Annotated in this window: 22 protein-coding genes; 18 read left to right on the top strand and 4 right to left on the bottom strand. The window is 65.4% G+C overall.

The genetic code is table 11. The features are described from left to right. Positions 1-117 precede the first annotated feature (117 nt). The 5 genes from GOHSU_RS11475 (at position 118) to GOHSU_RS11455 (ending at position 4,833) form a co-directional block, all read left to right on the top strand. The gene (locus GOHSU_RS11475) at positions 118-504 is read left to right on the top strand and encodes a hypothetical protein (RefSeq protein WP_155821173.1); all 387 of its coding nucleotides are present in this window, start codon (positions 118-120) and stop codon (positions 502-504) included. A gap of 3 nt (positions 505-507) precedes the next feature. Continuing rightward, positions 508-3,501, top strand: a complete 2,994-nt coding sequence (locus GOHSU_RS11470; RefSeq protein ID WP_005941605.1) for an MMPL family transporter — start codon at positions 508-510, stop codon at positions 3,499-3,501. A 110-nt stretch (positions 3,502-3,611) separates the two neighbouring features. Continuing rightward, a complete protein-coding gene (locus GOHSU_RS11465; protein WP_005941602.1) occupies positions 3,612-4,040 on the top strand; it encodes an SRPBCC family protein in 429 nt (142 codons plus the stop codon). A 60-nt stretch (positions 4,041-4,100) separates the two neighbouring features. After that, positions 4,101-4,346: a hypothetical protein gene (locus tag GOHSU_RS11460; protein WP_245551730.1), complete on the top strand. Its 246-nt coding sequence runs from the start codon at positions 4,101-4,103 to the stop codon at positions 4,344-4,346. Between the two features lie 160 nt (positions 4,347-4,506). Further along, a complete protein-coding gene (locus tag GOHSU_RS11455) occupies positions 4,507-4,833 on the top strand; it encodes a nuclear transport factor 2 family protein (protein ID WP_024332941.1) in 327 nt (108 codons plus the stop codon). A 23-nt stretch (positions 4,834-4,856) separates the two neighbouring features. Here GOHSU_RS11455 and GOHSU_RS11450 read toward each other — a convergent pair whose 3' ends face one another. Genes GOHSU_RS11450 through GOHSU_RS11440 form a run of 3 tightly spaced genes read right to left on the bottom strand, consistent with a single transcriptional unit; the run spans position 4,857 to position 7,864 of the window. Continuing rightward, positions 4,857-6,428, bottom strand: coding sequence for a flavin-containing monooxygenase (locus tag GOHSU_RS11450; protein WP_005941594.1), 1,572 nt, complete (start codon positions 6,426-6,428; stop codon positions 4,857-4,859). Between the two features lie 37 nt (positions 6,429-6,465). Continuing rightward, positions 6,466-7,596 (bottom strand): PDR/VanB family oxidoreductase, encoded by a 1,131-nt coding sequence (locus tag GOHSU_RS11445; RefSeq protein WP_005941589.1) that lies wholly within the window; start codon positions 7,594-7,596, stop codon positions 6,466-6,468. Next, positions 7,589-7,864 (bottom strand): hypothetical protein, encoded by a 276-nt coding sequence (locus tag GOHSU_RS11440; RefSeq protein WP_005941586.1) that lies wholly within the window; start codon positions 7,862-7,864, stop codon positions 7,589-7,591. Before GOHSU_RS11440 ends, GOHSU_RS11445 begins: the two co-directional genes overlap by 8 nt. A gap of 468 nt (positions 7,865-8,332) precedes the next feature. Here GOHSU_RS11440 and GOHSU_RS11435 point away from each other — a divergent pair, with 468 nt between their 5' ends. The 3 genes from GOHSU_RS11435 (at position 8,333) to GOHSU_RS11425 (ending at position 12,410) form a co-directional block, all read left to right on the top strand. Then, positions 8,333-9,532, top strand: a complete 1,200-nt coding sequence (locus GOHSU_RS11435) for an ABC1 kinase family protein (protein ID WP_245551729.1) — start codon at positions 8,333-8,335, stop codon at positions 9,530-9,532. A gap of 81 nt (positions 9,533-9,613) precedes the next feature. Then, the gene (locus GOHSU_RS11430; RefSeq protein ID WP_005941580.1) at positions 9,614-11,458 is read left to right on the top strand and encodes an SDR family oxidoreductase; all 1,845 of its coding nucleotides are present in this window, start codon (positions 9,614-9,616) and stop codon (positions 11,456-11,458) included. 37 nt (positions 11,459-11,495) lie between these two features. Next, positions 11,496-12,410 (top strand): oxidoreductase, encoded by a 915-nt coding sequence (locus GOHSU_RS11425; protein ID WP_005941578.1) that lies wholly within the window; start codon positions 11,496-11,498, stop codon positions 12,408-12,410. A 104-nt stretch (positions 12,411-12,514) separates the two neighbouring features. On the opposite strand, the gene GOHSU_RS11420 is transcribed toward GOHSU_RS11425, so the two are convergent. Then, positions 12,515-12,892: a DUF4873 domain-containing protein gene (locus GOHSU_RS11420; protein ID WP_005941575.1), complete on the bottom strand. Its 378-nt coding sequence runs from the start codon at positions 12,890-12,892 to the stop codon at positions 12,515-12,517. A gap of 121 nt (positions 12,893-13,013) precedes the next feature. Here GOHSU_RS11420 and GOHSU_RS11415 point away from each other — a divergent pair, with 121 nt between their 5' ends. The 10 genes from GOHSU_RS11415 to GOHSU_RS11370 all read left to right on the top strand — a co-directional run bounded on the left by GOHSU_RS11415 (position 13,014) and on the right by GOHSU_RS11370 (position 23,625). Then, complete coding sequence (locus GOHSU_RS11415; protein WP_005941572.1) at positions 13,014-14,252, top strand: saccharopine dehydrogenase family protein; 1,239 nt, start codon at positions 13,014-13,016, stop codon at positions 14,250-14,252. Continuing rightward, positions 14,249-15,280 (top strand): diiron oxygenase, encoded by a 1,032-nt coding sequence (locus GOHSU_RS11410; RefSeq protein WP_245551728.1) that lies wholly within the window; start codon positions 14,249-14,251, stop codon positions 15,278-15,280. Before GOHSU_RS11415 ends, GOHSU_RS11410 begins: the two co-directional genes overlap by 4 nt. Positions 15,281-15,362: 82 nt before the next feature. Continuing rightward, the gene (locus GOHSU_RS11405) at positions 15,363-16,379 is read left to right on the top strand and encodes an AurF N-oxygenase family protein (protein ID WP_005941566.1); all 1,017 of its coding nucleotides are present in this window, start codon (positions 15,363-15,365) and stop codon (positions 16,377-16,379) included. A 71-nt stretch (positions 16,380-16,450) separates the two neighbouring features. After that, positions 16,451-17,272 carry an alpha/beta fold hydrolase gene (locus GOHSU_RS11400; protein WP_005941563.1) on the top strand — a complete coding sequence of 274 codons (822 nt, stop codon included), beginning with the start codon at positions 16,451-16,453 and terminating at the stop codon, positions 17,270-17,272. Between the two features lie 57 nt (positions 17,273-17,329). Then, a complete protein-coding gene (locus GOHSU_RS11395; RefSeq protein WP_005941559.1) occupies positions 17,330-18,877 on the top strand; it encodes a flavin-containing monooxygenase in 1,548 nt (515 codons plus the stop codon). Between the two features lie 35 nt (positions 18,878-18,912). Then, positions 18,913-19,761, top strand: a complete 849-nt coding sequence (locus GOHSU_RS11390) for an SDR family NAD(P)-dependent oxidoreductase (RefSeq protein ID WP_005941556.1) — start codon at positions 18,913-18,915, stop codon at positions 19,759-19,761. After that, positions 19,758-20,822: a ferredoxin--NADP reductase gene (locus GOHSU_RS11385; RefSeq protein WP_005941553.1), complete on the top strand. Its 1,065-nt coding sequence runs from the start codon at positions 19,758-19,760 to the stop codon at positions 20,820-20,822. The genes GOHSU_RS11390 and GOHSU_RS11385 overlap by 4 nt, the downstream gene beginning before the upstream one ends. A gap of 82 nt (positions 20,823-20,904) precedes the next feature. Then, positions 20,905-21,864 carry an alpha/beta fold hydrolase gene (locus GOHSU_RS11380; protein WP_345917314.1) on the top strand — a complete coding sequence of 320 codons (960 nt, stop codon included), beginning with the start codon at positions 20,905-20,907 and terminating at the stop codon, positions 21,862-21,864. Positions 21,865-21,944: 80 nt separating this feature from the next. After that, on the top strand, positions 21,945-22,751 hold the full coding sequence (locus tag GOHSU_RS11375; RefSeq protein ID WP_005941547.1) for an ABC transporter permease: 807 nt from the start codon (positions 21,945-21,947) through the stop codon (positions 22,749-22,751). 4 nt (positions 22,752-22,755) lie between these two features. Further along, positions 22,756-23,625 (top strand): MlaE family ABC transporter permease, encoded by an 870-nt coding sequence (locus GOHSU_RS11370; RefSeq protein ID WP_005941545.1) that lies wholly within the window; start codon positions 22,756-22,758, stop codon positions 23,623-23,625. Positions 23,626-23,637 lie beyond the last annotated feature (12 nt).

Below are 23,637 nucleotides of genomic sequence, written 5' to 3'. Positions count from 1 at the left end.
AGGCTGGGGCGTCGCTGCTGCACCTGCGCGATCCTCGCCCTGACCTGCGTCGTCGTTCTTGGTGGCTGTCAGAGTGCGCTGACCGGTGGTGAAGTGGCGACCAGTTCGTATCCACCGGTGCCGGCTCCCACCTCGCCGGACGCGGGATCCCGCCAGTTACCGCCAGAGTTCCCGCGCGAGGTGCCGGTGGTCGACGGTCGATACCGGACGATCGAGTCCGACGCGGTCCGGCCGCCGGCCCAGGTGATCGAGGTATCGGAGCTGGGATCGGCGCCGCTGTCCGAAGCGGTGCACAGACTCGTCGCGGCAGGATACGAGGAGCAGGACTTCCTCGGTCAGAAGACCTTCTTCGGGCCGCGGCATCTGGTCACGGTGTCCGAGAGCGACAACGGGTTCGCTCCGGTGTTGTTGTATCTGGTCACCCCGACCAGTGCCCTGAGCGGATTCCCGGCCATTCCGGAGATCGATCTGGACTCCCTCTTCGGCGACGTCGGGCAAGGCTGAGTCGTGGGGCATCAATACAGCAAAGGGTTCGAGCGAGTCGGCCGGTTCATCACCCGTCACGCGGTCGCCGTTCTCTTCACCTGGATCGCCGTCGCAGTGGTGGTCAGCACGGCTTGGCCGACGCTGGAGGATGTCGCCTCTCGCAAGGCGAGCAGCCCGCTGCCCAAAGAATCGTCGTCCATCTCCGCGATGACCGCGATGGCCGAGAAGTTCGACGAAGACGGCAATCTGAACTCGGCGATCATCGTGATGTCGAATCCGGACGGGATGACGGCGGACGCGCGCTCCCGGTACAACGCCACCGTCGAGCGGCTTCGGGAGCGTCGCGACGCGGTCACCTTCGTCTCCGACGTCCTCGGAGATCCGGTGGCCAGCAGCAACCCGATGGTGCGCGGCCAGGTCATGAGTGAAGATGGAAAGGCCTGGATCCTGCTGGTAGGACTGGTGGGCGAGCTCGGGTCACCGGACACCCTCGGCTCGCTGACGGTGGTGCGTGACGTGGTTGAACAGACCTACGCCGGCGCCGACACCCTGGCGAAGGTGACCGGTCCGACGGCGACTCTCGGGGACCTGGCGGTCACCAGCGTGGCCGACATCAGGCTCGTAGGTACGATCACCATGGGGCTGATCGCCTTGATCCTGCTCGCGGTCTATCGGTCGGTCTTCACCGCGGTGCTGCCGCTGGTCGTGCTCGGAGTGAGCATCGCAGTGGCGCGCGGTGTCGTTGCGGGACTCTCCGAGATCGGATTGCCGATCTCGACGATGTCTTCGACGCTCATGGTGGCGATTCTGGCTGGTGCTTCCGTGAACTACACGGTGTTCATGATCAGCAGATATCACGAGAACCTGAGGTCGGGGCTTGAACCACAGGAAGCGCTGCCGCGGGCTAGCGGCAGCATGTCGCGAGTGATTGTCGCGACCGCCGCCACGATCGCGGTGGCCAATCTCGCGCAGCTCACCGCAAAGCTGGAGTTCCTGTCCGCGGCGGGACCCGCTGTGGCCGTGGCCATTACCATCGGTTTCCTCGCCTCGGTGACCCTTCTTCCCGCAGTTCTGTCGCTGGCCGCGCGGGTGGGACTCGGCCTGGCCCGTAAGGATCGCACCGGAGAGTACTGGCGGCGGACCGGACGTCAGGTGGCGGCCCGCCCGACGATCGCACTCGCGGCGAGCGTCGCCGTGCTGTCGCTCCTCGCCGGTGCTGCGCTGTTCCTGCAAGTCGGGTACGACGATCGTGAGGTGCAGCCCCAGGACACCGAGAGCGCGGAGGGGTATGCGCTGATGAACGCTCACTTCCCTCGGGACGCCATGATCCCGCAGTATGTGCTGGTCGAGTCCGAGGAAGGGCTGCGGCATCCGCAGGCGCTCGCCGATCTCGAGCAGATGGCTCAGCGTATATCGCAGCTGCCCGGAGTCGATCGGGTCGTCGGTATCACCCGGCCCGATGGGAAGAAGCTGACCCAGGCGACGTTGTCCTGGCAGATCGCCATGATGGGCAAGCAACTGGCGAAAGCGGACGAGAAGTCACCACAGGTGCGCGAGCGTCTCGATCAGATTCAGGCGCTTGCCGACACCCTCCGGGATCTGACTTCCGACGGAGGCGGTCTCGACCTGGCGACCATCGGGAACGACGCGGCCGAAATGTTGCAGATGGCCAAAGGCGCGGCCGCGCAGATGGAGCAGTACGCCGGACTGATCACCGAGATCAGCAAGTCGACCGGGGTCATCGATGAGCTGGCGGCGGTCTCGCCGGTGCTCGTCGCGGCGTCCGATGCTCTCGGTGGCGCGAGCAGCACCCTGGTACCGGCGCTCGACTCGCCGGCGTGCAAGGGGAATCGAGAGTGCCGGAGGGTCCGGACGGAACTGGCACCGGTGCTCAACCTCGCTCGTGGCGGACAGCTCGATCAACTCGCCGACCTGGCACGGTCGCTGTCGACCGCGCAGGGGAGGTCGGCGACCAAGGAGTCGATCGGTTCGATCGGTGAACAGTACGAGCAGATTCGTGGGGCGCTCGCCCAGGTGCCCGAATGGGAGGCCCGGCTCGGGCAGTTGCAGAACGCCATGGACCAGATGCGCGCGGCAGGTATCGATCTGTCCGATCCGAAGACGATGGCTGGGCGTGCGCGGACTATGGCCGATCAGGCGCGTGAGGCGATGTCGGCGATGACCGCTCTGGCGGCCTACCTGCAGACGGTCGGTACCGAGTCCTCGTCTGAGTCGGCTTCCGGCTTCTATCTGCCCACGGCCCTGCTCGACAGTTCGGACTTCGGACGGCTGACATCGGCGTTCATCTCTCCGGATGGAAAAGCCGTCCGGTTCCTGGTTCAGTCGTCGGTGAATCCGTACAGTTCCGAGGCGATGGCGCTGTCGTCGTCGATCGGGGAGGTCGGTCGGGACGCTCTGCCGAATACGAGTCTCGCTGCCTCGACGGTATCGGTCGGGGGCTTTCCCTCGGTGAATAGCGACCTGCAGGAGATGTTCCTTCGGGACTTCGCCGAGATCGTGATCGTGACGCTCCTGGTGATTCTGGTGGTGATGTGCCTGTTGCTTCGCGCCGTGGTCGCATCGATCTACCTGCTGGGAACGGTCATCCTCACGTACGGTTCGGCGATCGGGCTCGGAGTTCTCGTCTTCCAGGGGATTTTCGGGCAGGAGATCTACTGGGCGGTTCCGGCGATGGCGTTCACAATGGTGATCGCCGTGGGCGCCGATTACAACATGTTCTTCGTGTCCCGACTCCGGGAGGAGTCAGGTACCGGAAGTCCGCGTGATGCGATCGAGCCGACCGTCGCCGCGACCGGGTCGGTGATCACCTCGGCGGGCCTGATCTTCTCGGCGGCCATGTTCGGCATGATGGGGGCGTCCATCGCGACGGTGGTGCAGATGGGCTTCATCATCGGCGCCGGAATCCTCATCGATACCTTCATCGTGCGTACGATCACCGTGCCGGCGATCGCCGCTCTGGTCGGCCGGCGAAGCTGGTGGCCTTCGGCGAGCTGACGCCGGGACGACAGCCAATTATAGACTGATACATCAGTACGACTATTGTTGAGTGAGAATCGATCAAGGTCCGGGGCGATCGGCGTCCTGGCGCACGAGAAGGGCAGACGATGCGAAAGGTCACGACGAGGAGATTGATCGACGCACCAGTGGAGACGGTTTTCGATCTACTTGCTGATCGTGAGAACTACTCGACGTATCTGCCGCTGACCGCGCGGCTCGTGCGGCCCGGTGTGGACAGCCGTCAGGGCGTGGGGGCGATCCACCGGCTCGGCCTGGGACCGGTGGGCGTCAGAGAGAAGATCGTCGAGGTGCGTCCGGAGCAGTCGATTCGCTACGAACTCGTCACCGGCCGATTGCCCGTGCGCGAGCATTCCGGTGAGATCTCCTTCGTGCCACATGGCGCGAGCACGCAGGTCGACTATTCGATGGCAACGGACCTGAAGCTCCCTGTTCCCGGGCTGTTGGTCGACGGCGCGCTGAGAGTCTTCACCTTCGCCATGCTGTGGTTCGCCAACCGGAAGCTCCGGCGAGCCTGACCGAAGCGACAGAAAAGGGATGACGTCGTGCGGACAATAATCATCGTCTCCATTGGGCTCGTGCTGGCGCTGGTTTCACTGGTGGTGGGGCATCGGAGTCGGCTCGGCACGCGCCGCGCCGCGGTGTGGTTCAGTCTCCTCTGGACGATCGCGATGATCGCCAACCTGGGTCTGGGAGTCAGTCATGGCTACAGCCTGGCGGAGGAACTGCCCATTCTGCTGATCAACGTCTTGCCAGCCGTCGTGGTTGCCTCAGTCGGCGTCCACCTGATCGGGCGCCGCGCGCCGGGGGCACGAGATGAGTGATCGTCCGCGGAGCTTGGGAGACTTTTCTGCCATCCGGTTGCGCATCGGTGCCTTGGACTCGGTCGTTGTCATAGCAACCGGCTGCGCGAGCGTCGATAGCGGCGTCGGGAGCAAAGACCGGCCCTCCGAGGCCACTCAGGCGACGTCAGCGGGTGAATCTGTGAGCGTTCTTCCAGCGCCTGTCCGGGCGGTCGTCGATGCCATCAACAACGGGGATACTGAGGCGTTTGTCGCGGCGTTCACGCCGGATGGTGTCATCGACGACTGGGGTCGCGTGCTGCGCGGCGCGGAGGGAATAGCGAGTTGGGCGGCGACCGATGCAATTGGGCAGGATGCCACGATCACAGTGACGTCGGCGGTCACCAGCGGCCACGTCACCGAGATTCAATTCGACTGGCGCAGCAATCGGTTCAACGGTCAGAGCCACGCTTTCCTGACGGTCGCCGGCGACAAGGTGAGTGAGTTTCGTATTCCGAGCCCGCAGTAGGCCGTTGCCTCAATCGGTAGCGGTCAGACCGTGATGCGGTCCGCGTGGTCGGGGTGGCGGCGGGTGTACTCGTACGCCGAGTGAGCCGAGCGGACCATCCGGGTCGATGAGGCGATCGAGAACGGCCTCAGGAACGGCGTATCGCCGTGAGCGTCGAGGTAGTAGGTGTTCGACCCGGCACAGCTCGGGCTCTTGAAAACCGTCGACTCGGTCGCGCGGGTCGCGCGATCGGTGAACGAGGCGAACTCGTCGCGACGCACTTCGACCCGGGTGGCCGTCCGCAGGATCGTCTCGCACACCACGTCGACCGCGAGGCCGGTGGTGAGCCGGATCGTGTCGAACCAGTTGAATCCGATCACCCCGTACGGACCCGGCGCCAAGAACAGATTCGGGTATCCGGGTACCGACGCGCCCTGGTAGGCCTGCATCCGCTCGGTCCTCCACCGCTCACCCAACTCGATACCCTCGGTGCCGATGATCTCGTGCGGTATGTCGAACACCTTGAAGCCGGTCGCAAGAACGATCACATCGACGGAATGAAGGGTGCCGTCGACTGTCCGGATTCCCTCGGCGACGACTTCGTCGATGGGTTCGGTGATCAGGGTGACGTCGCTCCGCTTGAAGGTCTCGAGGTAGTCGGGTGACGACAGCGGACGTTTACAGGCGAATCCGTAGTCGGGAATCAGCTTGTCTTGCAGTTCTCTGTCGCGGATCCGCGCTTTCATCGAGGCGCGTATCAACGCTCCAGCCGCCTTGGTGAGAAACGGGAACTGGCGGTGACGGATCACGCCGTAAGTCTGCGCGGCATCGATTCCGGCGACGCCCGCCGCGCGCACGATACGGTGCAGGAAGGGTACGTAACGAAGCATGAACTTGAGCAGACTCGGGATCTTCGGATTGAACTTCGGTCCTACGTAGGACGGGGTCCGCTGGAAGACCGTGAGGTGTGCGACCTCGTCGGCGATCGCCGGAATCACCTGGATTCCGGTCGCTCCGGTACCTATCACCGCGACACGCTTGCCCGCCAACGAATAGCCGTGGTCCCATCGCTGGGAGAGGATCACCTTGCCGCTGAATCGACCGATCCCTGGGATGACCGGCTCGGCGGGGGTGCTGAGTGCCCCATGACAGGAGATGACGAACCGCGTGGTGAGGGTGAACTCCCCGACGGTGTCTCGTGCCTGGACATGCCAGAGGTCGGTCTCGTCGTCGAACGCCAGGGAGAGTACTTCGGTGTCGAAACGGAACTTGCTGCCGAGCTTGAACCTGTCGGCACAGTCCTCGGCATACTGGAGGAGTTCGGCGCCGGAAGCGAAGCTGTGCGACCAGTCCGGGTTCGGTGCCTCCGCGTACGAGTAGGCGACCGAAGGGATGTCGACCTCGATCCCCGGATACGTGTTGTGTCGCCAGGTGCCGCCGACACCGGAGGCCTTCTCGAAGATGAGGAAATCGCCGACCCCGCGCTTGAGCAGGCGATGGCCCGCGCCCATTCCGGCGAATCCGGCGCCGATGATCACAGCGGTCACGTCGGGCTGCGGCAGATCGCGGTAGGCGTATCGGGCGGCGCGTGGCGAGAGTTCTGGTAAGTGGGTCATCGTCGTCCTACTGGGTGATTCGTTGGTGTGCGGCGGGCTACAGGTCGATGACGAGGTCGTCGGCTGCTCGGGAGATACAGGGAAGGATGGCCCCGTCTGCTCGATCATTCGGGGCCAGCATGCTGTCGCGGTGCTCGGGTCGACCACTGAGTACCCGCAGTCGGCAGGTCCCGCAGAAGCCCTGCCGGCATGAGTGCACAGTGCCGGGATGGGAGTCGAGAATCGCGTCGAGCATCGTTCGGTCGGCGGGGACGTCGATCGTCTCGCCGGATCGGGCCAGGATCACCCGGAACGGCCTGCCATCCCTGATCGGCGGCAGGGTGAACCGTTCGAAATGCATCTCGACACCGTCTGCGTCGAGCGTCAGATCCGCCGCCTCCTCGATCAGAGGTCCCGGGCCGCAGATGTACAGTGCTGTCCCCGGTCGGGTGTCGCCGACGATGTCGGCAACCGCGAGGGGGCCGTCGGTGTGAACGACGGCGCGGGCACCGAGACGGTGCACGCGCTCGACGAAGGCCAGCGATTCGAGGGAACGGCCGAGGTACGCCAGCGACCAGTCCAGGCCGAGGCGGTGCGCGGCCTCGGCCATGGTGATGATCGGCGTGATGCCGATACCGGCCGCGACCAGACGGATCCGGCGGTCGCCGGAGTCGAGGTGCCCGATCGGTGCGAACGGGAAGGCGTTCCTCGGGTGGGACACGGTGACGGTGTCGCCGATGTTCAGCGCGTGCACCTCGGGGGATCCGCCTGCGCCGTCGTCGATCCGGCGCACCGCTATCCGGTACCGGCTCCGGTCGGCCGGCTCGCCGCAGAGCGAGTACTGCCGCCGGCGCCCGGACGGAAGCATGACGTCGAGGTGGGCGCCAGGGAACCACTCGGGTAGTTTGCCGCGATCGAAGCGCTCGAAGGTGAGCGTGACGACGCTGCCGTCCGGCGATGCCGCTTCGCGCGAAGCCACCCGGACGGCCGTCGTCGCCTGCAGTGCTCGCGGGGTGTGGCTGCCGACCCCGAATCGCGGGCTGTGCTTGGCCGCGGCGCGAATCCCGCGGCCGACCATGCGGCGCATCAGCGGTGCAATGATGAGGTCGGCGCGGTTCAGCCGCTCGGTGAAGACCTCGTTCTCGACAGGCGGCCGGAGAGTGCGAGTGGTCGTTGCTTCGTCAGCCATGCGCCGCGGCCTTCGCAGCAGGCGACTTGGCGAGATAGGCCACCGCTTGCGCGGTGCTGCCAATGGACTCCGGGGTGAAACCGTGACGTAGGTACGCGCGGAACGCCTTCCCGATCAGGCTCCAGCTGAATAGGGAACCGCTGCGCATGGCGCTGTTGGCCATCCGGACCGACCGGAACACGCGGACGTTGGGAACGCTCGGGTCGGCGCGGGTCATCAGCACACCGCCGAGCAGCAGGCCGGCGATGATGGCTCCGGTCCCTACCAAGTAGTGAAAGGGGACGAAGAGAAGTCGAAACTGACGTTTCGCGCCTGAAGCACGACTGGGCCCGAGTCCAGGTCGTTCCGGACTGTCTCCTGGGGGGTGAGCATACGCCTCTAATCTCTAGTAACTGGTACTTAAGGTACCGGCGAGAGTGGCGTGTGCCAAGGGGTCGGGGGTGGTCGGGTTCGCCGTCGCCGGGTGAGGCGACGCTGGTGATAGTGTCGCTGGTCACAGAAGGATGTGCCGAACAGGCTCGAGTGGTAGACGAAGGTGGAGGTGATTCCGGTGGGCAGGGAGTCGGGAAAGCTCTCCACGTCACGGGTGTCGCGTGGTGGCGCGGTCGCGCGTGTCGCGGTAGGGCAGATCTCACGGAGTGTCGGCACGCAGGTGTCGAGTCTCGGGCAACCTCGGGACGTTCGGCGCTCGCGCAGCGAGCAGAGCGCCATCGCCGCGGCCGAACAGCTTGTCAACGTGCTCGGGTCGATGAAGGGCGGTGCCGCCAAGATCGGGCAGATGCTGTCGATGGTCGACATGTCGTCGCTGCCGAGGGCTTACCGAGAACCGTTTCAGGAGCGGTTGAGCTCGCTGTGCGACGCGGTTCCCGAGGTGGAGTTCCGGCAGATGCGTCGTGAGATGGAGACCAGCCTCGGGGCCCGGCTTTCCGTGGTGTTCTCCGATTTCGACCCCGATCCGGTCGGGTCCGCCTCGATCGGCCAGGTGTATCGAGCGACGTTGCGTGATGGACGGGACGTCGCGGTGAAGGTCAAGTATCCGGGCATCGACCAGGCGGTGCGGGCCGACATCAAGAATCTCACCGCGTTTCTCTGGTTCTGGCGTCGCGTGCTGCCGACGGTGTCGACGAAGGCGTTCATCCGCGAGGTACGGGATGCCCTGGAGAACGAGCTGGCGTACGAGACCGAGGCGGTCAATCAGCACCGGGTTGCGCGAATGTACCGCGATCACCCGTTCGCCTACGTCCCGGACAGCCTCGCCGAATACAGTTCGTCGAACGTTCTCGTGACCGAGTGGTGCGACGGGGTGCGGTTCGACCCCGCGGGGGAGCGGGATCAGGCCGAACGTGATCGCCTGGGCGAGATCCTGTTCCGGTTCTACGTCGGCGGAATCTACCGAAACCGGGAGTTCTGCGCCGACCCGCATCTGGGGAACGTGCTGCTCCGCGGCGACGGCACGGTCGGCTTCATCGACTTCGGGGCCTACAAGTTCATGAGTCCGGCCGAGATCGCGGTCGAGAAGGACGTCTGGCGCGCTGCTGTCGACAACGACGCGCAGCGACTGTCGAACAGCCTCAGCGAACACGGTCTCATCACTCCGGACTGGTCGCCCGACCCGGCCCTGCTCGTCGAGTACGCCGCGCACGCCTACGGGTGGCAGACGCGGGACGAGGTCACGAACGTGCGGGGGGTCGAAGAGGCGATCTTTCAGATGTTCGATCCGCGCGCTGAGGAGTTCGGGGATTTCCGGCGCTACCTGTTCCCGCCCGCGCATCTGGCGTCTCGCCGGGTCGACCTGTTCACGACCACGATGCTCCGCGGGCTGGATGCGTCGGCGAACTGGTATGCGATCAGTGCCGAATGGATGGCGGACGCCGATCCTGCGACGGAGCTGGGCCACGGGGAGAAAGAGTGGGCGGACTCCCGTCGCGGAAGATGATTGCACCTACTGCTAGTACCCCTTACTGTTAGTTCCGGTGGCGAGTGTTCGCCACGCCTGGAACGACCTCGTGGGGAGCACATGACAGTATCCAGACTCGACGACGCCCGGACGGCACCGGTCGGCGGCAGGTTCGACGAGGTCGAGCAGCACACCGTCCACAACGACGGAATCGACATCGCGTACTTCGTGCAGGGCGACCCGAATGCGCCCGTCTTGCTGCTGGTGCACGGATGGCCCGATTCGCATCACTTGTGGGACGGCGTGATCCCTCACCTGCGTGACCGGTTCCGCTGTGTCGCGATCGACAGCCGGGGCGCGGGCGGGACCACCAATCCGAAGTCGTACAAGGACTTTGCCCTCGCCGAGCTTGCCAGGGATCTCGTCGCGGTCGCCGATAGGGTGAGCCCGGACGCCCCCGTGCATCTCCTCGGTCATGACTGGGGCAGCGTCGCTGCGTGGGAGGCTGTCTGCGACCCGGGGACGTCCGGACGGTTCGCCTCGTTCACCTCGGTGTCCGGGCCGTGCGCCAGTCACATGACGTATGCGGTGCGCTCGCGTCTGGCGCGTCCGAGTCCACGCAATCTCGGTCTGGCCGCGGCGCAGATCGGTTCGCTGTTCTACATGCTGGGCTCGATGACTCCGGGTCTTCCGAACATCCTGCTGAAGCTGACGATGACCGAACAGCGGTGGCGGATGGGATTGTCGCTCGCCGAGGGTGCGCCAGCCCGCCAGATTCATCTCGGGCCGACGTTCAGGAACGATCTCACGCGCACTCTGCGCATCTACCGCGCGAACGCGCTGCAAGCCGTCGTCTCGCCGAAGGAACGGTACACCGACGTGCCGGTCCAGGTGATCGTCGGGACGCGCGACCCTGCGGTGCGCCAGTCGAGTTACGACGACGAGCCCCGCTGGAACAAGCGGACCTGGCGGCGCGTGGTCGACGGCGGCCACTGGCTGCCGTTCTCACACCCGCAGCTGCTTGCCGGAGCGACGATCGAACTGGCGGACCACGTCGAAGGAAAGCCGGCGTCGCGTACTCTGCGGCGCGCCGAGATGGGACAAGACATGAGACCTTTCGAACACCAGCTCGTCGTTGTCACCGGCGGCGGTAGCGGCATCGGTCGCGAGACCGCCCTCGAGTTCGCCCGGCAGGGCGCCGAGATCGTCGTCTCCGACATCAATCTGGACACCGCGAAGGAGACCGTGGCGCTCGTCGAGCGGGCCGGAGGGATCGCGCACGGATACCGCCTCGACGTCTCGGACCCCTCCGATGTCGAGAGGCACGCCTCGGTGGTCCTCGCCGAGCACGGCGTCCCAGACGTACTGGTGAACAACGCGGGTGTCGGCGCGGCGGGAGACTTCCTGGCGACGCCCCGCGAGGAGTTCGACCGTGTTCTCGGGATCAATCTGTTCGGTGTCGTGAATGTGGCGCGAGTCTTTGCGGCGGCGATGGCCGATCGCAAGCTCGGTGGGCACATCGTGAACCTGTCGAGTATGGCCGCCTACTCGCCACAGCCCGACATGGGCGCGTATGCGACCAGTAAGGCGGCCGTCTTCATGTTCTCCGACTGCCTGCGTGCCGAACTGGCCAAGCACGACATCGGTGTCACGACGATCTGTCCGGGCATCGTCCACACCAACATCATCACCAACACCAAGATCTCCGGAGTCAGCGCCGACGAGGAGGCGCGAATGCAGGAGGTCGGCGATCGCGCGTACGCGATGCGCCGCTACGGACCCGAGAAGGTCGCCAAGCAGATCGTCACCGCGGTCCGTCGTCGTCGGGAAGTGGTGCCTGTGACACCGGAGTCGAAGGCGCAGTACCTGTTCAACCGCGCCGCGCCCTGGGTGGTCCGACGGGCCGCCCGATCCGGCGGGATGACCGACCTGATGGACAAGCTGCCCGCGCGATTCATGCGCTGAGGCGGGATCCGGTTACCTACGAACGAAGGAGGCGACCATGGCATGGTCACCAGAACGCATCGGCGACCAGTCGGGGCGGCGGTTCATCATCACGGGCGGCAACGGCGGGCTCGGCTCGATAACGGCGAAAGTCCTCGCCGACAAGGGCGGCACGGTGGTGCTGGCCTGCCGTGACACAGGCAAGGCGAATGCGGTCGCCGAGCGGATCGGCGGGGACGTCTCCGTCGGGCGGCTCGATCTAGCTGATCTCGCGTCGGTGCGTGAGTTCGCCGATCAGCAGGGCGAGTTCGACGTGCTGATCAATAACGCCGGCCTCATGAACGTCCCCTTTCGGCGGACCGTCGACGGCTTCGAGACGCAGTTCGGCGTGAATCACCTCGGGCATTTCGCACTCACCGCGCACCTCATCGATCGCATCACCGACCGGGTGGTCACATTGTCGAGCATCGCACACGCGCACACACCGAAGCTCTGGATCGACGACCTCAACTACGAGCGGCGCAGGTACCAGCGGAACCTCGGCTACGCGCAGTCGAAGTTGGCCAATCTGATGTTCGCGCGCGAGCTGGAACGCCGACTCACGGCGGCGGGCAGTCAGGTTCGCTCGTACGGCGTCCATCCGGGGGTGTCGGGCACCGATCTGTTCTCCCGCACCGAGACGATCTTCGACCGGATCGGCAAAGTGGGCGCCAGTGTCGTCGGGCACGCCCCGGAACGGGCCGCCGAGTCGACGCTGTTCGCTGCGACCGAATCGGCAGATCCGTCGGTGTATTGGGGGCCGACGGGCATGCTTATCTCCTCGCGCGGACCGGTGCGGCCTTCGCGGTCGACCAGGCTCTCGCGCAATCGGACGCTCGCCAGTCGTCTGTGGGACGAATCCGAGATCATGACAGGCGTCCGGTTCGTCATCCCAGACGCATCTGCGGCTGGTTCCGCCGCGGAAGGAGCCTGAACGGGACGGGCGGAAACGGTTCCGGTCCAGCGCGGCCCGCAGACCCGAAGGTCTGCGGGCCGTCTGCTTTCCGAGGTCCAGATCGCCGGGGCGGGTGGACGGTGTCAGGCGGGCGGGGTCCGCTCTTGCGCATGCGCTTCGGCCTCGGCCTCCACCTTCGCCAGGTCGGTTTCGACGTGGTACGGGGGTGTCGACTTGCCGACGATCCGGTATCGGCCCCAGAAGTCCGGATCGCCGACGTACGCCTCCCGAGCGCTGTGCGAAGTACGAATGACAGCTTTCTGGCGCTGCAAGTCGCCGACGAGTTCGGCGAGCTTCTTGTTCTTGCTGGTGCGCCCGATCCAGCGGAATATGCCGTCGATCGGCTCCCGGTAGCCGCGGAGCTCGACGTCGGTCTCGATCTCCGTGCCTCTGATGATGATCGTCGCCGGTCCGATGTAGTCGGACTCCTCATGAGGATCGTCGTTGAATCGCGTGGTCATGGCCGTGCTCCGTTCGGCGTGGATTGAGTCTGGAAACAACCTGTCATATATGTGACTCACAGTATATACTACTGAGAGTACATGTAATCGAGTGGGCGAGATTTCGTGCGAGGAGAGTGTGATGCCGACCAGCCGGGAGTACGACCTGGTCTTCTTCGGGGCTACCGGTTTCGTCGGGGGCCTCACAGTCGAGTACCTCGTGCGACAACTGCCCACGGGCCTGCGGCTCGCGATCGCGGGCCGGCGCCGGGACGCGCTCGAATCTGTCGCCCGCTCCGCCGGCCGCGACGTCGACGTGCTCGTCGCGGACGTCCGCGACCCCGCGGCGCTCGATGCGATGGCCAAGCGAACCGCAGTCCTGGTGAGCACGGTCGGGCCGTACACCGAACTGGGGGCGGACCTCGTCCGGGCGTGCGCTGAGAACGGGACCGACTATGCCGATCTCGCCGGTGAGCCGCTGTTCGTGCGCGCATCGATCCTGGCGCACCACGAGACGGCCCGGGCGACTGGTGCGCGCATCGTGCACAGCAGCGGGTTCGACTCGGTTCCGTCGGACCTCGCGGTGAAGCTGCTCGCCGACCGCGCCCATGCCGACGGTGAGGGCGACCTGTGCGAGACGACCATGGTGGTGCGCGCGATCCGGGGCGGGCTGAGCGGCGGAACGGCCGCGTCCGGACTGGCGCACGGTCGCACGATGTCGGTGTCGGCGGCAGCGCGAAGCGTGGCCCGCGATCCGTACTCGCACAGCCATCGCCGGTGGGACGAACCGGAGCTCGGCCCGCAGTCCGACGGGCGTTTCGTCTCGCTCGCCGCGGTCTCGCCGGAGTTGTCTGGCTGGGCCGGCGGCTTCTTCATGGCGTTCCACAACACGCGCGTGGTCCGGCGGAGCAACACGCTCACCGACTGGTCGTACGGGCGCCGCTTCAAGTACTCCGAGGTGATGGCCTTCCCCGGCGGTCCGTTGTCTTTGCTGCCGGCGGGTGCGGCGGCGATCGGAATGTCCGGCGTCTACGGAGCCTCGCGGCTCCTGGCATTCGTTCCCGAGTCGGTCAGCGGGGCGGTGCTGCCGGGCCGGGGGACAGGCCCGAGTGCGCGGTCACGCGCCAAGGGGTACTTCAGCTTCGCCACGTACACGACCACGGCCTCCGGGGCCGAGTATCGCGCCACCTTCGCGATGGACGGTGATCCGGGCTATGCCGCCACCGCCGTCATCCTCGGTGAATCGGCTCTTGCGCTGGCCGTCGATCGAGAGCAACTCGGCCAGGCCGGCGTGATCACCCCCGCGGTGGCGATGGGTGACGTCCTCTCCGAGCGCCTGCGCCGCGCAAACGCCCGTATCGATGTCGATCGACTCCGATGACCCCGAACCTCGTCAGATCCGAAGGAGACAGAATGGAAGCCAACCGCCCGCCCGAGACTCAGCGGCCGCTCAGTGCCGAGGGGAGCCGGGTCCGCTTTCGCCGGCGCATCACCGAGCGGCAGAAGACCGCCCAGCGACTACTGCTGGCCGCCGCCGAAGAGACGTACGACGGTGATCTCGACGTGAACTGGGATGCGCCGCTCGAGGAGGGCCGGCCGTGGCTCCCAGAGCGGCTGTCGACCGTGTACGGCACCGACGTCTGGGAATCGCTCTCGGACGAGCAGCGTAGCGATCTGGGGCGTCGCGAACTGGTGAACGTACTGAGCTTCAGCATTTACGCGGAGTCGGCGTTGACGATGCTGATGTTCCGTGACGTCGCCGAGAACACCGACCTGATGGACGACTTCACCCGCTACACCTTGAAGGCGATTCACGAAGAGAGTCGCAACAGCTTCATGTTCACCAGGCTCATCAACAAGGCCGAGTTGGATGTGTACACCCTGAGCCCATTACGGGCGCGTGCTTTGTCGTCGCTGACGCCGTTGATTCCCGCGGGAGCCACTACCGCCGGAGTGGTACTGCTGGCGCAGGAGGCGGTGCACAGTTTCGCGCGTGCGATCGCGGCTGACCCGACCGTTCAGACTCATGTACGCCAGGTGATGCGGATTCACGAGATCGCCGATGCGAGGCACCTCGAATTCGCTCGGCTGGAGCTTGCCGAGGCGCTCAAGCGAGTGGGTCCGATCCGGCGGGTGCTCATCGGCCACTTCCTCGCGTTCGCGGCCGCGCGGATGTATCCGATGCTGCTCGACTCTCGGGTGTACACCGAGGTCGGGTTGCCAGAAGAAGCGGCGATGCGCGCCGCGAAGAGTGGCGACGCGGGAGTGCGGACGGCGCGGGCGATGACGCACGCGTTCGTCAGGTTCGCCGGCTCGCGAGGTCTGTTCCGGACGCCGACGGAGAAGCTGATTCTCCGTCGTGCCGGTGTCTACGCGCGCCCGGTTCCGGATCATCCGAATCAACTCTGACGTAATCCGCCCGATCTATTGACTCAGTCAGTGATCGCAGCCACAATGTACTTAGAGTACCAGGTACTGAAAGTAGGAAGTCATGACGCTCGAAGCCACTAGAGAAGATCCGAAGCCCGTCGCGGTCAGCGCGGCCGGCTCGTCGAATACGCGCGGACGCCTCGTCGGCGATCGGCAGAAGACGGCGCAGCGGTTGCTCCGATCGACCGCTGATCGCGCGTACAACGGGGAGCTGGACATCGATTGGGACGCCCCGCTCGAACCTGATATGGATTGGGTGCCCGAGCATCGGCAGACGCTGTACGGGACCAAGGTGTGGGACAAGCTGACGCAGGAACAGCGGCGCGAGCTGGGCAAGCACGAAGCCGTCGCGGTGCTGTCGTTTGGCCTCTACGCCGAAGTCGGGTTGTCGATGATGCTGATGCGCTCGGTCATCGAGAATCCGGTGGTCGCCGATGACCATTGCCGGTACGCACTGGCCGAGATCGGTGAGGAATCCCGGCATTCCACGATGTTCAGCCGGCTGGTGAACAAGTCGGGTGTCGAACCGTACACCATTCCGCGTGGACTGCGGAAGCTCATCCGGCTGGTCGGCCTCGTGCCGTCGGGGCCTGTCGGTTACGCCGGCACCCTCCTCATCGAGGAGGTCCTCGACCGGCTCCAGCGGGAAGGGATGGCGGACGAGCGGATTCAGCCGCATTTCCGTCAGTTGATGAAGATCCACGTGCTGGAGGAAGCCCGGCATATCACCTATGCCCGTGAGGAACTCGTCCGCAGCATGAACGCCACCAGCAAGGCGCGCGTGGCACTGCATCGCGGTCTGTTCAGTCTTGCCGTACTCGGTGTTCTTCCGGTGCTGGTGAACCCCAAGGTGTACCGGTCGGTGGGGCTGAGCCCACTGCGCGGTGCGATCATCGCTCAGCGCAGCCCGCTGTACCGGCAACGCGCGGAGTTCTCCAGTGAGCCGCTGCTGAGGTTCAGCTACGAAGCGGGTTTCGTGAAGGGTGCGATCACGACCAGGATCCTTCGGCTTGCCCGTGCCTTGCCGCAGGACATCCTCGATGAACTCGACGGCCGCTCACCGAAGGCCGTAGCGTGAAGCGCCGGGGCGTCCGTGCAGGCGACGGTGCAAATCTCGCCGTCCGGCAGCATGGGAACGAGTCCGCTTCGGTGAGCATCGTGTTCGCGCACGGCTGGACGCTCGGCAGTGAGCTGTGGGACGACGTGATCGCCCGGCTCGTCGACCGGTTCGGTGAGGACGTGAACATCGTCTCGTACGACCATCGGGGCCACGGCAGATCGGATGCCGGACCGCGTGGCAGCGGCACCCTCGAGCAACTCGCCGACGACCTCCGTACCGTGATCGACGTCTGTGCGCCCGGAGGGAAGGTGATCCTGGCCGGCCACTCCATGGGCGGCATGGCTCTGTTGGCATTCGCCGAGCGGCACCGCGATCTGCTCGATGACCGCGTCGCCGGTGCCGTCTTCGTCTGTACCAGTCCCGGCCGGATGTGGAACCCACTGAAGCGGCTTCCCGGCTTCTATCTGACGGCCCCGACGGTCCTGGGCGTCAACAATCCACGACTGCTCCGCAACTCGTGGATCACCCGGCTGGGACTGAAGCACGGTCTCTACGGTGGAACCGCGCAGACCCGTCATCTGAACGAGTCGATCCGGCAGATGCGTGCTGTGGACCCCAAGATCTACGCCGAGCTCGGCATCTCGATGATGCGGCACGAGCGCGACGGCATTCTCGGTCACTTTGCCGCCATCCCGACGGTGGTCTTCGTGGGCACTCGGGATCGACTGACGCCCGCGCGGCACGGCAGACGACTCGCCGCGGGGGTCGACGGAGCATTGCTGCTGATCGAACCGGGTGCCGGCCACATGGTGCCCTGTGAGCGATCGGTGTCGGTCGCTCGCGAACTGGATGCTCTCACCCGCGCGGTTCTGAGCACTTCCGTCGACGTGATCGTCGAGCAGACGGCCTGACCGCGATCGAGATCCGCGCCGACAGGCAATACCTACACCACTAGGAGCACTAGCTACATGACCATCGACGTCAACGAATCAGCCGGTCCGTCCGACACCCTCGTGTCGGAAGCGCCGATCCGTACAGGGACGATCATCATCGGATCGGGGTTCTCGGGTCTCGGAATGGGCATCGCCCTGCTGAAGGACGGGAGCGACGACTTCCTGATCCTGGAGAAGGCCGACGAGGTCGGCGGAACGTGGCGGGACAACACCTACCCGGGTGCGGCCTGCGACGTCCCGACCCACCTGTACTCGTACTCGTTCGAGCCGCGGTCCGACTGGAAGCAACTCTGGTCGATGCAGCCCGAGATCTTCGACTACTTGCGCGACGTTGCCGGCAAGTACGGACTGCGCAAGTACCTGCGCTTCGGCAAGACCGCCAACCGCGGGTACTGGGATGAGGACGAGATGCGCTGGCATCTGTGGACTACCGACGGGCAGGAGTACATCGCTCAGTTCGTCGTCTCGGCCATCGGCGCCCTCCACATTCCGAGCATTCCGGAACTGGACGGCATCGAGAAGTTCAAGGGCAAGGCGTTCCACTCTGCGCAGTGGGATCACTCGGTCGACCTGACCGGCAAGCGGGTCGCCGTCATCGGCACCGGCGCCAGCGCGATCCAGTTCGTCCCGGAGATCGCCGGTAAAGTGGCCTCGCTCGATCTCTACCAGCGGACCCCGGCCTGGGTGTTCCCGCGGCAGAACGTCCAGATCCCCGAGGGGGTCAAGCGCGCGTTCACCAAGGTGCCCGGCCTACGTCGCGGCTTCCGCAACGGACTCTACTGGGGTGCCGAGGCAGGCGCTTACGCACTCAACAATCGACCGGCCCTGCTCAAGGGCGTCGAGGTCCTCGGGAAGGCCTTCATCAAGCGCCAGATCGACGACCCCGTTCTCGCCCGCAAGCTGACTCCCGACTATCGGCCCGGCTGCAAGCGGCTCCTCGGATCGAACACCTACTACGCCGCTCTCAATCTGCCGACCTCGGATGTCATCACCGAGGGTGTGGTGAAGGTGACCAAGAACGGCATCGTTGCCGGCGATGGGGTCGAGCGGCCCGCCGATGTCATCATCTACGGCACCGGATTCCACGTCACCGACTCGTTCGAATCGCTGTCCATCAAGGGGCGCCACGGTATCGACATGGTCGCCCGGTTCCGTGAGGAGGGCCCCATCGCCCATCGCGGAATCACCGTCGCCGACGTGCCGAACGTCTTCTTCCTGCTCGGTCCGAACACCGGACTGGGGCACACGTCGATCGTCTTCATGATCGAGTCGCAGATCCGATACGTCGCGGAGGCGATGCGGATTGTCCGCAAGAAGGGCGTGGATGCGATCGTCCCGCGCGCGGAGGTCCAGGACGAGTACAACCGGGACGTGCAGCGCAAACTCTCCGGGTCGGTGTGGAACACCGGGGGCTGCCAGAGCTGGTATCTCGACGAGCACGGCAACAATCGAACTCTCTGGCCGGGATACACCTGGCGCTACTGGCTCAGCACCCGCCGGGTCCGGGAGTCCGAATTCGAGTTCCTCAACCTCGTCGGCCGGCCGGCGCCCGCCGCAGCCTGAGCTGCGATCCCTCGATCAAAGGAAGCATGAAACCCATGAAGGACTTTAACGACAAGGTCGCCGTGATCACCGGCGCCGGCTCCGGTATCGGCCGTAGTCTGGCGCTTCGGCTGGCCGCCGCCGGCTCGCACCTCGCGCTGTCGGACATCGACGAACCGGCGGTGGCCGAGACTGCAGAACTGTGTCAGCGGATCGGTGCCAGGGCTACCGCCGTCCGTCTCGACGTGGCCGACCGCGACCAGATCTACGCCCACGCGCAGGACGTGCTCGACGTGTACGGCCGCGTCAATCTCGTGTTCAACAACGCGGGCGTCGCGCTCGGCGCCGACGTGCTCGATATGTCGTGGGAAGATTTCGAATGGCTGATGAACATCGATTTCTGGGGTGTCGCGTACGGGACGAAGGCATTCCTTCCCCACTTGATCGAGTCCGGTGACGCCCACGTGGTGAACGTCTCCTCGGTATTCGGCCTGATGGGTATTCCGATGCAGAGCGCGTACAACTCTGCCAAGTTCGCGGTCCGTGGGTTCACTGAGTCGCTGCGCCAGGAGATGCGTATCGCCAAGCACCCGGTCGGTGTGACTTGTGTGCATCCGGGCGGTATCAAGACGAACATCGTGGCGAATGCGCGCGGAATGGACCGAGCGGGTGATCCGGAGCTCATGAGCAAGGGATTCCAGCTGGTCGCGATGACCCGACCGGATTCGGCCGCGCGCATCATTCTCCACGGGGTTCGGCGGAACAAACCGCGCGTCCTGATCGGGCCGGATGCCCGTGGATTCGACCTGATTCCGCGTATCGTCGGGCCCCGCTACCAGGACATCGGTGCACCGCTTCAGCGGATGGGTCTGAAGGTCGGAGAGAAGCTGGGGATCTCGCTGTGAGTTCGGAGGTGGGTGTGGTCACGCGGGCCGCGAACACTCACGTCCAGGTCCTGGAGGTTCTCGAGGTGATCGTGGAGACTTCTTCGGCCGTCTCGATCGTCCTCGCTGTGCCGGATCGTCTGGTAAGTCGCTTCAGGTATCAGCCGGGTCAATTTCTGACTGTCCAGATTCCTCGTGGAGACGGGCACGTCGCTCGCTGCTACTCGCTGTCGTCGTCGCCGCATCTAGACGAGCAGCTGATCATCACAGTGAAGCGGATCGATGGCGGATACGCTTCGAATTGGTTGTGCGACAACGTCAAGCGGGGGGACCGGTTGACGGTGCTGTCCCCATCAGGCAAGTTCATCCCGCGTTCGCTTCACCAGGACATCCTGCTGCTCGGCGCCGGTAGCGGCGCCACCCCGCTGCTGTCGATCGCCAAGTCTGCGCTGATCGGTGGAAGTGGGGCCGTGTACTTCTACTATGCGAACCGCACTGTGTCGGACACGATCTTCGCCGCCGAACTCGAAGACATGATGATCGAGTTCCCCGACCGGTTTACCGTGGAGTACCGCTACGACGACACCGACGGTGTCCCGACCGTCGACGATCTCGCCGAGCGTCTGGTCCCGTACCGGAAGTTCGACGCCTATCTCTGTGGTCCTCAGGGCTTCATGGAGGTCGCGCGTGGCGGCATGACCTCGGCCGGCATGGACTCGACGCACCTGCACACCGAGATCTACCAGTCATTGTCCGGAGATCCGTTCGCCGACATCGTTATTCCCGAGTTCGACGAGGGTGCAGATTCGGCCTCGGTGCAGGTCGAGGTCGGCGGCGCGGCCCACGAGTTGGCATGGCCGCGCGAGGCCCGTCTGCTCGACGTGCTGCTCAGCAAGGGCATCGACGCCCCGTACTCGTGTCGAGAGGGTGCCTGCAGTGCCTGCGCGTGCACCGTCGTGTCCGGCGATGTCCGCATGCTGGCCAACGACACTCTCGTCGATGCCGATCTGGCTGCCGGCCTGACCCTGGCCTGTCAGGCCGTGCCGGTCAGTGATGAGATCCGCGTGGTCTTCGATCAGTGACCTGACGGAACCGCGCTCGCCGGTGGGCCCCCGGAACAATTCGCAGAAACTGACGAATTACTAGTAGTCGGTACTTATAGTAGTGGTTACTTGCGGTTGGGAAGAGGGTTGCGTGGCAGTCGAACGTCACTACGAGGTGAATGTGTCAGGAGTCGTCCGGGTGTCCGTAGTGGACTCAGGTCCCTCGGCGCCGGTCGCCACGGTGATCCTCCTGCACTCGTGGGCGATGAGTTCGTCGGTGTGGGACGAGGTGACCATCCAGCTCGAAAGGGTGAGTCCGCGGCTGCGGGTGATCGCGTACGACTGCCGCGGCCACGGTGCGTCGGATCCGGTCGACGGCACTCTGACCTCACTCGGTGACGACCTCGCCGCGGTGATCGAGCGCCTCGTGCCCGACGGTCCGCTCGTTCTGGTCGGGCACGGCATGGGCGGATCGGCGGTGCTGTCGCTGGGGCTCGCGCACCGGGACCTCGTCGATGACCGCGTGGGCGGGGTGGTGCTGGTCTCGACCTCCGCGGAGCCGCTGGTTCCTGAAGAACGGCAGTGGCGCGGTTTCAGGACGCTGAGCCGAATGAACACCGAACTGCTTCGGAGAGGCGGAATCCCGTCGAAACCGGCACCGGTAATTCGCCGCGCGGTGCGGGGCCTGTACGGACGCGACGTGGACCGCCGCCCGGTCGACACGACGATCATGCAGGCCGCGCACTCGCATCCGCCGGCCTTGTCGTCACTGCTCAGAGATCTTCTCGATGTCGATCTCTCGCCGGCGCTCGAAGCGTACGCGGGCAAGCCCGCTGCGGTCGTCGTCGGCGGCTCCGACCGGGTGGTCAGCAATCAGCAGATCCGGCGCACCGCCGCCGAACTACTCGGCTCACGCCATGTGCTGATACCCGGAGCGGGACACATGCTGCCCACGGAATGTCCGGTGGATCTCGCGATGGTCATCGGCGGTGTCGCACTGGAGGTCGTCGGTATGGCGGGTTCCCGAACCGTGGGCGCGGCGAGCGGCCGGGCCGGTGACGAGATGGCGGGGGACCGGTGAGCGGGCCGACCACGGACGAGACGGCCGTCGAACCGTCATCGAAGTTCCCGGCGAAGCCGCCGGTAGCGTCGCCGGGCCGGTTGCACCGGCTGTGGCTCTACGGGCGCGACACGGTCACGTCCTCGACGCGCACGACGGGTCGAGCCCTGAAGCTGTTCGTCGAGTCGGCGACGTACATGGTCGGCGACCTGCTGACAGGGCGCTTTCCTCTCAGTGAGTGCCTGCGCCAGATGCTCTTCATCATCCGCGTCACGGCCTTGCCCGCGATCCTCGTCTCGATCCCGTTCGGTGTGATCGTCTCGGTCCAAGTCGGCAGCCTCAGCCAGCAGGTCGGCGCCAGCTCGATGGCTGGAGCCGCAGGTGGACTGGGTGTGATCAGGCAGGGCTCGCCGATGGTGTCCGCCCTGCTGCTGGGCGGTGCCGCGGGATCGGCGATCGCCGCGGATCTCGGCGCTCGCACCATTCGCGAGGAGTTCGACGCGATGCGCACGATGGGCATCGATCCGGCTCGCAACATCGTCGCTCCACGCCTGCTGGCGATGCTCCTGCTGGCACCGATGCTGTGCATCCTGATCATCTTCATGGGTATCGGTGTCGGATACGTGATCACGGTCTCGTTCCAGGACGGCGTTCCGGGAAGCTACATGGCGTCGTTCGCTGCGTTCGCCACGGTGTCCGACCTGATGATCGCGATCGGAAAGTCGGTCATCTTCGGTGTGGTCATCGTGATCGTGGCGTGCCAGCGCGGCATCGAGGCGACCAGCGGTCCGCGCGGCGTCGCCTCGGCGGTCAACGCCGCGGTCGTGATCGGAGTGATTGCGGCGTTCGTGCTGAACGTGATCATCACGCAGATCGTCGCCATGTTCCTGCCGGCGAAGATCGGGTGACGCGATGACGACGTTCAGGGAGACCACCTTCGCCCAGCGCGCCCCCGTGCGCCTGGTCACACGCCTGACGGACGGTACCGCGGAGGTGATCGACGCCGTGGGCCGTCAGGTCACCTTCCTGTTCCAGATGCTCGGGTCCATTCCGTACACCCTGCGGCACTACCGCCGCGAGATGACGAACGTCCTCACCGACATCACGTTCGGCAGCGGCCGGATCGTGGTGGGCGGCGGGACGATGTCGGTGCTCGTACTGCTCGGCATCGCCGTCGGCGGCTCCATCGGCATCGAGGGCTACAGCGCACTCAACATGGTCGGGATGGGGCCCCTCACCGGATTCGTGTCGGCGTATGCCAACACCCGTGAGATGGCGCCGATGGTGGCCGCGATCGGATTCGCGATCCAGGCCGGGTGCCGCATCACGGCGGAGGTGGGCGCCATGCGGATATCGGAGGAGATCGACGCGCTCGAGGCGATGGCGGTCAAGCCGATCCCGTTCGTCGTCACCACGCGCGTCCTCGCAGCGTTGATCACGACGATTCCGCTGTACCTGACGACGCTGATCCTCAGCTACCTGTCGTGCGCGGTGGTGGTCAACGTGATCCACGGCCAGTCGTCGGGCACGTACTACCACTACTTCGAGTCGTTTCTGCAGCCGAGTGACGTGATCTATTCAATTATCAAGGTCTCGGTGTTCGTGGTTATCGTGACCTACGCACACAGCTATCAGGGCTTCTATGCGAGCGGCGGGCCGGAGGGCGTCGGTCGCGCCTCCGGACAGGCCATTCGTGCCAGCCTCGTCCTCGTCGTGCTCGCCGACATGCTGATGACCCTGATTTTCTGGGGCCTCGACGTCGGCGTGAGGATTTCGGGGTGAGGCGATGACTAC

The organism is Gordonia hirsuta DSM 44140 = NBRC 16056, assembly GCF_000333015.1.
Lineage (GTDB): Bacteria > Actinomycetota > Actinomycetes > Mycobacteriales > Mycobacteriaceae > Gordonia > Gordonia hirsuta.
This window is presented reverse-complemented; position numbering and strand designations above follow the sequence as displayed.

Coding starts and splice junctions, on each gene's coding strand:
- GOHSU_RS11465 (WP_005941602.1), top strand. CDS start 3,612: ATGCGAAAGGTCACGACGAGGAGATTGATCGACGCACCAGTGGAGACG.
- GOHSU_RS11450 (WP_005941594.1), bottom strand. CDS start 6,428: ATGACCCACTTACCAGAACTCTCGCCACGCGCCGCCCGATACGCCTAC.
- GOHSU_RS11445 (WP_005941589.1), bottom strand. CDS start 7,596: ATGGCTGACGAAGCAACGACCACTCGCACTCTCCGGCCGCCTGTCGAG.
- GOHSU_RS11430 (WP_005941580.1), top strand. CDS start 9,614: ATGACAGTATCCAGACTCGACGACGCCCGGACGGCACCGGTCGGCGGC.
- GOHSU_RS11425 (WP_005941578.1), top strand. CDS start 11,496: ATGGCATGGTCACCAGAACGCATCGGCGACCAGTCGGGGCGGCGGTTC.
- GOHSU_RS11420 (WP_005941575.1), bottom strand. CDS start 12,892: ATGACCACGCGATTCAACGACGATCCTCATGAGGAGTCCGACTACATC.
- GOHSU_RS11415 (WP_005941572.1), top strand. CDS start 13,014: ATGCCGACCAGCCGGGAGTACGACCTGGTCTTCTTCGGGGCTACCGGT.
- GOHSU_RS11410 (WP_245551728.1), top strand. CDS start 14,249: ATGACCCCGAACCTCGTCAGATCCGAAGGAGACAGAATGGAAGCCAAC.
- GOHSU_RS11405 (WP_005941566.1), top strand. CDS start 15,363: ATGACGCTCGAAGCCACTAGAGAAGATCCGAAGCCCGTCGCGGTCAGC.
- GOHSU_RS11395 (WP_005941559.1), top strand. CDS start 17,330: ATGACCATCGACGTCAACGAATCAGCCGGTCCGTCCGACACCCTCGTG.
- GOHSU_RS11390 (WP_005941556.1), top strand. CDS start 18,913: ATGAAGGACTTTAACGACAAGGTCGCCGTGATCACCGGCGCCGGCTCC.
- GOHSU_RS11370 (WP_005941545.1), top strand. CDS start 22,756: ATGACGACGTTCAGGGAGACCACCTTCGCCCAGCGCGCCCCCGTGCGC.